Consider the following 12,844-nt stretch of genomic DNA (forward strand, 5'->3'; position numbering starts at 1 on the left):
TTAGCATGTAAATGAAATTTCATAGGGCAGGATGCCTCGCTACTTCTGAACTGGCGATTTTACGCAAAGGGATGGAAAAAGAATGGATAATAACGAACCCGGAACCCCAGTCGACTCGACCCTGGGTTACACATTCCAAAACGATTTTCTGGCGCTGACGCAGGCCTTTTCTTTACCTGAAATAGATTACACCGATATTTCCCAGCGGGAACAGTTGGCTGCGGCTATTAAACGCTGGCCGTTATTAGCTGAATTCGCCCATCAACAATAAGGGAGCCATTGATGGCCATACTCGGATTACAGGGTGTCCGTGGGGGTGTGGGTACCACATCTGTTACCGCGGCGCTGGCGTGGTCATTACAGCTTTTAGGTGAATCGGTGCTGGTTATTGACGCCTGCGCCGATAATTTGCTGCGTATGTCGTTTAACGTCGACTTTACTCGCGAAGAGGGCTGGGCCCGCGCGCTGCTTGACGATAAAGACTGGCAGGATGCAGGTATGCGCTATACCTCCCTTCTTGACCTGCTGCCGTTTGGTCAACTGACCACCACGGAACGCGAGAATGAAGCCGCGTACCAGCGCCTGTTTTCACAATTCACGCTGGCGCTGCAGAGCCTGAGGGAAAAGGGGCACTACAAGTGGATCTTGCTAGATCTGCCGCACGGTGCCGGCACGCTGACACGACAGCTTATCGCCCAGTGCGATCATGTCCTCTCGATCGTTAACGTCGATGCGAACTGCCATATCCGCCTGCACCAGCAGGGACTGCCTCAAAATGGCCATATCCTGATTAACGATTTGCGCATTGGCAGCCAGATCCAGGACGATCTCTATCAGGTCTGGCTGCAAAGCCAGCGCCGCCTGCTTCCGATTGTCATCCATCGTGATGAGGGAATGGCGGAATGCCTTGCGTCTAAGCAACCGCTCGGTGAATACCGCAGCGATTCACTGGCGGCAGAAGAGATCCTGACGCTGGCTAACTGGTGTCTGCTGAACTTCGCCAACAGGGCGGAGCATGCAGGGAGTGCTGTATGAGTCGTCTCGCCAGCTGGTTACTCATCCCACCGGTCAGTTCGCGTTTGAGCGAACATTACCGGCATTTTCGCCGTCACGGTGCGTCGGCATTTAGCGCCGCGCTCGGCTGTTTCTGGATGATTCTGGCCTGGATGTTTATACCGCTTGAACACCCGCGCTGGCAGCGCATACGTGCACGGCACAGCGAGCTATATCCGCACATTAATCCTGACCGGCCGCGTCCACTGGATCCGGCGCGCTATCTCATTCAGGCCATCTGGCTGGTGGCGACCTCATCCCGCGCGGAGACAAAAACGCCGCACTGGCGGAGCTTCTCCCGCGTGCAGCAGTTACGTGAACGCTATCATCAGTGGCTGGACAGACTGCCCGACAGCGTAAGCGATAAGACCAGCCATCTGGATAACCATAAAGAGCTCGGGCATCTCCACCCGGGCCTGCGGCGTTTTATCCTCGGCGTAATCGTCGTGTTCTCGCTCATTCTGGCGCTGGTCTGTATTACGCAGCCTTTCAACCCTCTGGCGCAGTTCACTTTCCTGATCCTGCTGTGGGGCGTGGCGCTGCTGGTGCGCCGAATTCCGGGTCGCTTCTCGGCGCTGATGCTGATCGTGTTGTCGCTGACCGTCTCCTGCCGCTACATCTGGTGGCGTTATACCTCGACGCTGAACTGGGACGACCCGGTGAGTCTGGTGTGCGGCCTGGTGCTGCTGTTTGCTGAAACCTATGCCTGGATTGTGCTGGTGCTGGGCTATTTCCAGGTGATTTGGCCGCTCAACCGCCAGCCGGTTCCGTTGCCAAAGGACACGACCCAGTGGCCAACCGTCGATCTCTTCGTGCCGACCTACAACGAAGACCTGAGCGTGGTGAAGAACACCATCTATGCCGCGCTGGGCATCGACTGGCCGAAAGACAAGCTCAAGGTCTGGATCCTGGATGACGGCAACCGTCCGGCGTTCCGCCAGTTCGCGGAGGAGGTTGGCGTCGAGTACATCGCCCGTCCGACGCACGAACACGCTAAGGCGGGGAACATCAACAACGCGTTGAAGTATGCCACCGGGGAGTTTGTCTCGATTTTTGACTGCGACCACGTGCCGACGCGCTCGTTCCTGCAGATGACCATGGGCTGGTTCCTGAAGGAGAAAGAGCTGGCGATGATGCAGACGCCGCACCACTTCTTCTCGCCGGACCCGTTTGAACGTAACCTTGGCCGCTTCCGCAAAACTCCGAACGAAGGCACGCTGTTCTATGGGCTGGTACAGGACGGAAACGACATGTGGGACGCCACCTTCTTCTGCGGCTCATGCGCGGTTATCCGCCGTAAACCGCTGGATGAAATTGGCGGTATCGCCGTCGAAACGGTCACTGAAGATGCGCACACCTCACTGCGCCTGCACCGTCGTGGCTATACCTCTGCCTATATGCGTATCCCGCAGGCGGCCGGTCTGGCAACCGAGTCACTGTCGGCGCACATTGGTCAGCGTATTCGCTGGGCGCGCGGCATGGTGCAGATCTTCCGTCTTGATAACCCACTGATCGGGAAAGGACTCAAGCTGGCGCAGCGTCTTTGCTACGTCAACGCCATGTTCCACTTCTTGTCCGGTATTCCGCGGCTGATCTTCCTGACCGCGCCGCTGGCGTTCCTGCTCCTTCACGCTTATATCATCTACGCCCCCGCGCTGATGATTGCGCTGTTTGTTCTGCCGCACATGATCCACGCGAGCCTGACGAACTCGAAGATACAGGGTAAATACCGCCACTCCTTCTGGAGTGAAATCTACGAAACGGTGCTGGCCTGGTACATCGCGCCGCCGACGATGGTGGCGCTGATTAACCCGCACAAAGGGAAATTCAACGTCACCGCGAAGGGCGGGCTGGTGGAGGAGGAGTACGTCGACTGGGTGATCTCCCGGCCGTATATCTTCCTGGTGCTGCTGAATATCGTGGGCGTCATTGCGGGTATCTGGCGCTACTTCTACGGTCCGGAAAACGAAATCCTGACCGTCTTCGTCAGTATGGCGTGGGTCTTCTACAACCTGATTATCCTCGGCGGCGCGGTGGCGGTGTCGGTGGAGAGCAAACAGGTTCGTCGCGCGCATCGCGTGGAAATATGCATGCCAGCGGCGATCGCCCGTGAAGATGGCCATCTCTTCTCCTGTACCGTGCACGACTTCTCTGACGGCGGTCTGGGGATCAAAATCAACGGCCAGGCGAAGGTGCTGGAAGGGCAAAAAGTTAACCTGCTGCTTAAGCGCGGCCAGCAGGAGTATGTCTTCCCGACACAGGTCGTTCGCGTGGTGGGCAATGAAGTCGGCCTGCAGCTGATGCCGTTGACCAAAAAGCAACATATCGATTTTGTGCAGTGTACGTTTGCCCGCGCGGATACGTGGGCTCTCTGGCAGGACAGCTTCCCGGAGGATAAGCCTCTGGAAAGCCTGCTGGATATTCTGAAGCTGGGGTTCCGTGGCTATCGTCACCTTGCAGAATTTGCCCCGTCGTCGGTGAAATTAATTTTCCGGTCACTTACTTCGCTGGTTTCCTGGGTCGTGTCGTTCATTCCTCGTCGTCCTGAGCGGGATGAGGCGAAGCAGGCGGACCCGGTTATGGCTCAACAATGATGATAACGCGATGAAAACAAAACTTTCCTGGTTATGTGCAGTGGCAATGGGGATGAATGCGATCCCCGCAACAATGGCTAACGCAGCCCCGGGTAACGCAGCGGCAACGCCTGCGCCAACCGTACCTGTCGTCGCGCAAGCAACCGATCCGGTTGTCACCGCGGCACCGGGTCAAACTGAAAACATCATGCCGAACCAGCCAACGGAGGGGAACACCCTGCCGGCAGACGGCCAGGTCATCGGGCAGGTAATGCCGGGCGTCCGGGGGGCGAATGCGCCCGTCGTTGCGGACAATGCGCCGTCGCGGGACGTGAAGCTGACCTTCGCGCAAATTGCGCCGCCTCCGGGCAGCATGGTGCTGCGCGGCATCAACCCTAACGGCGGCATTGAATTTGGCATGCGCAGCGACGAGGTCGTCTCTAATGCGGTGCTGAATCTCGAATACACGCCGTCGCCATCGCTGCTGCCGACCCAGTCTCAGCTGAAGGTCTATCTGAATGACGAGCTGATGGACGTTCTGCCGGTCACGAAAGAGCAGCTCGGCAAGAAAACCCAGGCGCAGGTGCCGATCAACCCGCTGTTCATCACCGACTTTAACCGCATCCGCCTGGAGTTTGTCGGCCACTACCGCGATGTCTGCGAAAACCCGGCCAGCAACACGCTGTGGATGGACGTCGGGCGTAACTCCTCGCTGCAGATGACCTACCAGTCGCTGGCGCTGAAAAACGATCTCTCGGCCTTCCCGGTTCCGTTCTTCGATCCGCGTGATAACCGCCCGCTCACGCTGCCGATGGTGTTTGCCTCGTCCCCGGACGTGACCGAGCAGCTGGCGGCCACCATTGTGGCCTCCTGGTTTGGTTCACGCGCGGGCTGGCGCGGTCAGAGCTTCCCGGCGATGTATGACAAACTGCCGGACAGAAATGCCATTGTGTTTGCCACCAATGCGAAACGTCCGGCCTTCCTGCGCGATCATCCGGACGTCAAAGCGCCGACCGTTGAGATGATAAGCCACCCGGAAAACCCGTACGTGAAGCTGCTGGTGGTCTTTGGTCGTGATGATAAAGATCTGGTTCAGGCAGCAAAAGCCATTGCCCAGGGCAACGTCCTTTTCCGCGGCAACAGCGTCGTGATAGATGAGGTCAAACCGCTGCTGGCGCGTAAACCTTATGATGCGCCAAACTGGGTGCGTACCGACCGTGCGGTCACCTTTGGCGAGCTGAAAACCTATGAAGAACAGCTGCAGGCGACGGGGCTTGAGCCAGCGCCGATTAGCCTGTCGCTGAATCTGCCGCCGGATCTGTACCTGCTGCGTACCAACGGCATTGATATCAATCTGAACTACCGCTATACCGCGCCAGCCACCAAAGACAGCTCGCGCATGGATATCAGCCTGAACAACCAGTTCCTGCAATCCTTCAGCCTGCAAAGCACGCAGGATACGAACCGCCTGATGCTTCGCCTGCCGGTGCTGCAGGGGCTGCTGGACGGTAAAACGGATGTTTCTATTCCGGCACTGAAGCTGGGTGCGATAAACCAGCTGCGCTTTGATTTCCAGTACATGAACCCGATGCCTGGCGGCTCGGCGGAAAACTGCATCACCTTCCAGCCGGTGCAGAACCACGTGGTGATTGGCGATGAGTCGACCATCGACTTCTCGAAGTACTATCACTTCCTGGCGATGCCGGACCTGCGCGCCTTTGCTAACGCGGGCTTCCCGTTCAGCCGTATGGCCGATCTCTCTGAGTCCATTGTGGTAATGCCAAAAACGCCAAACGAAGGTCAGGTTACGACTCTGCTCGACACCATGGCGACCGTTGGAGGACAAACAGGATTACCGGCCATTAACGTCACGTTGACGGACGATGGCAGCCAGATTCAGAACAAAGATGCTGACATCATGGTGATCGGGACCATCCCGGATAAGCTGAAGGATGACAAACGTATCGATCTGCTGGTGAAAGCGGCTCAGTCCTGGGTCAATACGCCGCTGCGACAGACCGAGTTCCCGAGCATTATGCCGGATGTGAACGATCGTCAGGCCAGCGCGCAGACGACGGTAACGTCTCAGGGGGCGATGGCCGCGGTGGTGGGCTTCCAGTCGCCTTACAACGAACAGCGCAGCGTGGTGGCTCTCCTCGCGGACAGCCCGCGCGGCTATGAACTGCTCAATACGGCCATGAACGACAGCGGTAAACGTGCCGCGATGTTTGGTTCCGTGTCGGTGATCCGTGAGTCCGGCGTCAATAGCCTGCGCGTGGGGGATGTGTACTACGTGGGCCATCTGCCGTGGTTCGAACGCCTGTGGTATGCGCTGGCTAACCATCCGGTTCTGCTCGCTATCCTGGCTGCGGTCAGCGTGGTCTTGCTGGCATGGGTGCTGTGGCGTCTGCTGCGAATCATCAGCCGTCGTCGTCTGAACCCGGATGAGTAAGATGTGATGAAAGCCTTTCGCTGGTGTGTATTAGCAGCGGTGATGCTGGCGGCGCTTCCTCTTCGCGCCGCCTGTACCTGGCCTGCCTGGGAGCAGTTTAAAAAGGACTACATCAGTGAAGGCGGGCGCGTCATTGATCCCAGTGACACGCGCAAAATTACGACCTCGGAAGGGCAAAGCTACGCCCTGTTCTTTGCCCTGGCGGCGAACGATCGCAAAGCCTTTGACCTGCTGCTGACGTGGACGCGCGATAATCTCGCCAGCGGCGATCTCAACGCCCATCTGCCTGCCTGGCTATGGGGTCAGAAAGATAAAGACGCCTGGGCGGTGATTGATACCAACTCCGCCTCTGATGCCGATGTCTGGATCGCCTGGTCACTGCTCGAAGCGGGTCGGCTGTGGAAAGATCGGGACTATACCCGCACGGGTAAGGCGCTGCTGAAACGCATTGTCAGCGAGGAAGTGGTCAACGTCCCGGGGCTCGGCGCAATGCTGCTTCCTGGTAAAGTCGGTTTTGCCGATGAGAACGCCTGGCGTTTTAACCCCAGCTATCTTCCTCCGCAGCTAGCGGCTTATTTCACGCGCTTTGGTTCCCCGTGGACCCAGCTTCGTGAAACTAACCTGCGCCTGCTGCTTGAGAGTGCGCCGAAAGGTTTTTCGCCGGACTGGGTGCAGTATCAGAAAAACAAAGGCTGGCGGTTACAGCAGGAGAAAGCGCTGGTGGGCGGCTACGACGCCATCCGCGTGTATCTCTGGGTGGGCATGATGAGTGATAAAGATCCTCAGAAAGCCCGGCTCCTGACGCGCTTCCAGCCGATGGCGGCAAAGACCGTGAAACGGGGTGTGCCGCCGGAGAAAGTGGATGTGGCGACGGGGAAACGTACCGGTGACGGCCCGGTCGGGTTCTCTGCCGCTATGTTGCCTTTTTTACAACAACGTGATGCCCAGGCGGTTCAGCGCCAGCGCGTTGCAGACCATTTTCCCGATAACAATGCCTATTACAGCTATGTGCTGACGCTTTTTGGGCAAGGATGGGATCAGCATCGTTTTCGCTTCACCGCAAAAGGTGAATTAATACCGGATTGGGGCCAGGAATGCGCAAGTTCACAGTAAATCTACTCAGTTTATCGCTTGGCCTGGCGCTTATGCCGTGGGCACAGGCCGCCAACTCTCCGCAGCAGAAACAGCTGCTGGAGCAGGTCAGGCTGGGCGAATCGACACAGCGTGAGGATTTGGTTCGTCAGTCGCTCTATCGCCTTGAGCTGATTGACCCCAACAACCCTGACGTCATTGCCGCCCGCTTTCGCTACCTGCTGCGTCAGGGCGATAACGCCGGCGCGCAAAAAGAGCTGGATCGTCTGAAAGGGATCGCCCCGGATTCGAGCGCTTACCAGTCCTCACGCAACACCATGCTGCTTTCTACTCCGCATGGCCGACAGCAGCTCCAGCAGGCGCGACTGCTCGCCACTACGGGGCACACGCAGGAAGCGATTGCCGCCTATGACAAGCTGTTTGACGGCAACCCGCCGGGTGGCGACGTGGCGACGGAATACTGGAACGTCGTGGCGAAAGATCCAGCTCGCCGCGGTGCGGCCATTAACCAGCTGAAAAAAATTAACAGCAGCAGCCCCGGGAATACGCAGCTGCAGACAACGCTGGCCCAGCTTCTGTTCCAGAGCGGACGACGTGATGAAGGCTTTGCGGTACTGCAGGAGATGGCCAAATCCACCAATGGCCGCAGCCAGGCGTCTGATATGTGGTATGACCAAATCAAAGACCAGCCTGCCAGCAGCGCCAGCGTCAGCGCGCTGCAAAAATATCTGAGCGTATTTAGCGACGGGGATAGCGTCGCTGCGGCGCGTGCCCAGCTTGAAGCGCAGCAAAAACAGCTCGCCGATCCGGCGTTCCGCGCGAAAGCGGAAGGGCTCGCGGCGGTGGATGCCGGGCAGGGCAGTAAGGCGGTGGCCGAGCTGCAAAAAGCCGTCAGCGCCAACCATGCCGACAGTGAAGCGGTGGGGGCCCTGGGGCAGGCGTATTCCCAGAAGGGCGACCGTGCCCGCGCGGTAGCGCAGTTTGAAAAGGCGATTGCCCTCGATCCGCAGAGCGATAACCGGGGTAAATGGGACAGTCTTCTGAAGGTTAACCGCTACTGGCTGCTGATCCAGCAGGGCGATGCGGCGCTGAAGGCGAATAACCCGGCGCAGGCAGAGCGTTACTATCAGCAGGCGCGTAACATCGACAATACCGACAGCTACGCGGTGCTGGGGCTGGGCGACGCCGCCGCGGCGCGTAAAGATAACGACGCGGCGGAGCGTTATTACCGTCAGGCGCTGCGAATGGATAGCGGCAACAGCAACGCGGTTCGCGGCCTGGCCAATATTTACCGCGCGCAGTCCCCGGAGAAAGCCTCGCAGTTTATCCAGTCGCTTTCCGCCAGCCAGCGTCGGAGCATTGATGATATCGAGCGTAGTCTGACCAACGAGCAGCTCTCTGCCCAGGCCGAACAGCTGGAAAATCAGGGGAAATACGCCCAGGCAGCAGAAATCCAGCGTCGTCGTCTGGCGCTCTCTCCTGGCGACGTGTGGATAACCTATCGTCTGTCGCGCGATCTCTACAGCGCGGGTCAGCGCAGCCAGGCAGATACCCTGATGCGTCAGCTTGCCCGCCAGAAACCGTCCGATCCGGATCAGGTCTATGCCAGCGGGCTCTATCTTTCCGGAAACGATCAGGACCGTGCCGCGCTGGCGCATCTGGACACGCTGCCGCGCAGCCAGTGGAACAGCAATATTCAGGAACTTGCCGACCGCCTGCAAAGCAATCAGGTGCTGGAAACCGCCAACCGCCTGCGGGACAGCGGTAAAGAGCAGGAGGCGGAGAATCTTCTTCGCCAGCAGCCAACCTCCACCCGCATCGACCTGACGCTGGCGGACTGGGCACAGCAGCGTGGCGATCTGAATTCCGCGAAAACGACGTACAACGCCGTCCTGCAGCGTGAGCCGCAGAACGAAGACGCGATCCTCGGCCTGACCGAGATTTACAGCGCCCAGGGTAACAAAGATGCCGCGCGCGCGGAGCTGGCGAAGCTGCCCGCCGCGCAGAACGGCCAGCCGCTGTCGCTCAACATGCAGCGCCGCATCGCGATGGCGCAGGCGGGTCTGGGTGATTCCGCCGCGGCAGAACAGACCTTCAGTAAAATCATTCCGCAGGCTAAATCGCAGCCCGGATCCATGGAAAACGCGCTGGTGCTGCGTGATGCCGCGCGTTTCCAGGCGCAGAACGGGCAGCCTCAGCAGGCGCTGGAAACCTATAAAGATGCGATGGTATCGACGGGTATCACCACGACGCGTCCGGCTGATAACGACAGTTTCACCCGTCTGACGCGTAACGATGAAAAAGACGACTGGCTGAAGCGCGGCGTGCGCAGTGATGCCGGTGAGTTGTACCGCCAGCAGGATGTTAACGTCACGCTGCAGCACGATTACTGGGGCTCCAGCGGCACGGGCGGCTATTCCGATCTGAAAGCGCATACCACCATGCTGCAGGTGGATGCGCCGCTCTCTGACGGGCGCATGTTCTTCAGAAGCGATCTGGTCAATATGGACGTCGGGTCATTCGATACCAGGAACGGGACTTACGACCCTAAATGGGGAACCTGCTACGAAACGCCGTGTAGCGGTAACACCCATCAGTCAGACAATGGCGCAAGCGTCGCTGTCGGCTGGCAGAATAAAACCTGGGCGATGGATATTGGCACCACGCCGATGGGCTTTGACGTCGTCGACGTGGTGGGCGGCATCAGTTACAGCAGCGATCTGGGCCCTATCGGCTATACCGTTAACGCCCATCGTCGGCCAATCTCCAGCTCTCTGCTGGCCTTCGGCGGGCAAAAAGACACCAACACCGGCACCACCTGGGGCGGCGTACGCGCGACCGGTGGCGGCGTCAGCATCAGCTATGACAAAGGGGAAGCGAACGGCGTCTGGTCAAGCCTGAACGCGGAAACGCTGACGGGTAAAAATGTGGAGGATAACTGGCGCGTCCGCTGGATGACGGGTTACTACTACAAGCTCATTAATAAAAACAATGAGCGCCTGACGGTCGGCGTCTCCAACATGCTCTGGCACTACGACAAAGACCTGAGCGGTTATACCCTGGGTCAGGGCGGCTATTACAGCCCGCAGGAGTATGTCTCCTTCGCCTTGCCGGTGACCTGGCGTAAGCGCACGGAAAACTGGTCCTGGGAGCTGGGGGGCTCGGTCTCCTGGTCCCACTCTAAAACCAAAGATGAGCTGCGCTACCCGATCCAGAATCTGATCCCGACCGATGAGCCAGACCGCTATACCGATCGGGGCGCGATGGAAACCGGCAGCAGCTCCTCAGGCACGGGTTATACCGCGCGGGCCATTATTGAGCGCCGGGTTACGTCCAACTGGTTTGTTGGCATGGGCGTGGACATTCAGGAAGCGAAAGACTATACCCCAAGCCATGCGCTGATCTATGTGCGCTACTCTGCTGCAGGCTGGCAGGGCGATATGGACTTACCGCCGCAACCGCTCATCCCTTACGCGGACTGGTAATCGGATTTTCCTTAATCCATTTGTAAGTCTCTCTTAACAGCGCAGCAATCGGGTATACTCAGGCGCGCCAGGTTTACACCCTGGCGCGCCCTGCGCTTAGAGTTTTGTGGAGAGTCATTTTGCGTGTCAGCCGTTCCTTAACAATCAAACAGATGGCGATGGTCTCTGCCGTCACCATGCTGTTTGTCCTGCTCTTCTGCGTAATTTTGCTGTTTCATTCCGTACAGCAGAATCGCTATAACACGGCTTCGCAATTAGAAAGTATCGCCCGCTCGGTACGCGGCCCGCTGTCTGCCTCCATCCTGAAAGGGGATATCCCCGAAGCGGAAACTATTCTGAAACGTATTCAGCCGGCCGGTGTTGTGAGCCGGGCGGACGTCGTGCTACCCAATCAGTTTCAGGCGCTGCGGATGAGCTTTATCCCGGAGCGTCCCGTCCCGATGATGGTGATGCGCCTGTTTGAACTGCCGGTGCAAATTTCGCTGCCCGTTTATTCACTCGAACGCCCTGCCAATCCGCAGCCTCTGGCCTACCTGGTGTTACAGGCAGACTCCTACCGCATGTATAAATTCGTCATGAGTTGGGTGGTTACGTTAGTGACCACTTGCTTACTTATGACGCTTATTCTCAGCGTGGCGCTGACCTGGTGCATTAACCGGCTGATTGTCCATCCCCTGCGCCGTATCGCCCGCGAGCTGAACACGCTTGCGCCGCAGGATCAGATGGGACACCAGCTTGAGCTGCCGCGTCTGCATCATGACGATGAGATCGGCATGCTGGTGCGCAGCTACAACCTCAACCAGCAGCGCATCCAGCGTCAGCAGGATGAGATGAACAGTAGCGCCACCCGTTTTCCGGTATCGGAGCTTCCCAATAAAGCGTTCCTGATGGCGATGCTGGAGCAAACCGTTGAGCGCCAGCAAACCACCGCGCTGATGGTCATTGCCTGTGAAACCCTGCAGGACACGGCTGGCGTGCTTCAGGAGAGCCAGCGAGAGATGCTGCTGCTCACCCTGGTGGAAAAGATCAAATCTGTCCTTGCCCCGCGCATGGTGCTGACCCAGGTCAGCGGTTACGACCTGGTGGTGATTGCCAACGGCGTAAAAGAACCCTGGCATGCGATCACGTTAGGTCAGCAAGTACTCACTGTCATTAATGAGCGGCTGCCGATTCAGGGTATCCAGCTTCGCCCGAGTGCCAGTATCGGGATTGCCATGTTCTATGGCGACCTGACCGCGGAACAGCTTTATCGCCGCGCCTTCTCGGCGGCCTTTACCGCCCGGCGCAAAGGGAAAAACCAAATCCAGTTCTTCGACCCGGCGCAGATGGAAAAGGCGCAGCAGCGCCTGACGGAAGAGAGTGATATCCTGACCGCGCTGGATAACCGCCAGTTTGCCCTCTGGCTGCAGCCGCAGGTGGATCTGCGGACGGGAGAGGTAAAAAGCGCCGAGGCCCTGCTGCGTCTGCAGCAGCCGGATGGCACATGGGAGCTGCCGGAAGGGCTGATTGAGCGCATCGAGTCCTGCGGCCTGATGGTCACCGTCGGCTACTGGGTGCTCGAAGAGTCCTGTCGTCAGCTTGCCGCCTGGCAGGAGCGCGGCGTAACGCTGCCGCTGTCGGTCAATTTGTCTGCCATGCAGCTTATGCACCCGACCATGGTTTCTGAGATGCTGGAGCTGATCCATCGTTACCGCATCAAACCGGATACCTTGACCCTGGAAGTGACGGAGAGTCGACGCATTGACGACCCCAATGAGGCGGTCGCGATTCTTAAGCCGCTGCGTAATGCCGGCATTCGCATTGCCCTGGACGATTTTGGCATGGGGTACGCCGGGCTGCGCCAGCTTCAGCACATGAAGACGCTTCCGGTGGATGTGCTGAAAATTGACAAAGCGTTTGTCGACGGTCTGCCGGACGACAGCAGCATGGTGCAGGCGATTATCCAGATGGCGCGCAGCCTCAACCTGCATCTTATTGCCGAGGGAATTGAAACCGACGCGCAACGCGCCTGGCTGGCAGAGGCGGGCGTGGAGAGCGGGCAGGGTTTCCTGTTTGCCCCCGCAGTGCCTTCGGATGTCTTTGAAGAACGATACCTTTCTGGTGCTGACAATAACGCAAAAGTGTAATTTTGTTGCTGGCTTGTGCGAGCCAGCTCAAATTTCTTAACATTTGTGTTTCAAATTTGAACT

General features: G+C 58.4%; 7 protein-coding genes. All 7 read left to right on the plus strand.

Translation table 11 applies throughout. The features are described 5' to 3' along the window. Positions 1-82 precede the first annotated feature (82 nt). The 7 genes from bcsR to hmsP all read left to right on the plus strand — a co-directional run bounded on the left by bcsR (position 83) and on the right by hmsP (position 12,781). Complete coding sequence (bcsR, locus tag N6P30_RS07210; protein WP_008503237.1) at positions 83-271, plus strand: cellulose biosynthesis protein BcsR; 189 nt, start codon at positions 83-85, stop codon at positions 269-271. A gap of 11 nt (positions 272-282) precedes the next feature. Then, a complete protein-coding gene (bcsQ, locus tag N6P30_RS07215; protein WP_008503236.1) occupies positions 283-1,035 on the plus strand; it encodes a cellulose biosynthesis protein BcsQ in 753 nt (250 codons plus the stop codon). Continuing rightward, entirely contained in the window at positions 1,032-3,647 is a 2,616-nt protein-coding gene (gene bcsA, locus N6P30_RS07220; protein ID WP_021242136.1) for a UDP-forming cellulose synthase catalytic subunit, read from the plus strand. Before bcsQ ends, bcsA begins: the two co-directional genes overlap by 4 nt. A gap of 10 nt (positions 3,648-3,657) precedes the next feature. Continuing rightward, complete coding sequence (gene bcsB / locus N6P30_RS07225) at positions 3,658-6,078, plus strand: cellulose biosynthesis cyclic di-GMP-binding regulatory protein BcsB (protein ID WP_050488817.1); 2,421 nt, start codon at positions 3,658-3,660, stop codon at positions 6,076-6,078. 6 nt (positions 6,079-6,084) lie between these two features. After that, positions 6,085-7,191: a cellulose synthase complex periplasmic endoglucanase BcsZ gene (bcsZ, locus tag N6P30_RS07230; protein WP_023294768.1), complete on the plus strand. Its 1,107-nt coding sequence runs from the start codon at positions 6,085-6,087 to the stop codon at positions 7,189-7,191. Continuing rightward, positions 7,173-10,655, plus strand: coding sequence for a cellulose synthase complex outer membrane protein BcsC (gene bcsC / locus N6P30_RS07235; RefSeq protein ID WP_023294767.1), 3,483 nt, complete (start codon positions 7,173-7,175; stop codon positions 10,653-10,655). Before bcsZ ends, bcsC begins: the two co-directional genes overlap by 19 nt. 119 nt (positions 10,656-10,774) lie before the next feature. Beyond that, positions 10,775-12,781, plus strand: a complete 2,007-nt coding sequence (gene hmsP / locus N6P30_RS07240) for a biofilm formation regulator HmsP (protein WP_023294766.1) — start codon at positions 10,775-10,777, stop codon at positions 12,779-12,781. Positions 12,782-12,844 lie beyond the last annotated feature (63 nt).

The organism is Enterobacter sp. PL1 (assembly GCF_945957325.1).
GTDB classification, from domain to species: Bacteria; Pseudomonadota; Gammaproteobacteria; order Enterobacterales; family Enterobacteriaceae; genus Enterobacter; species Enterobacter roggenkampii.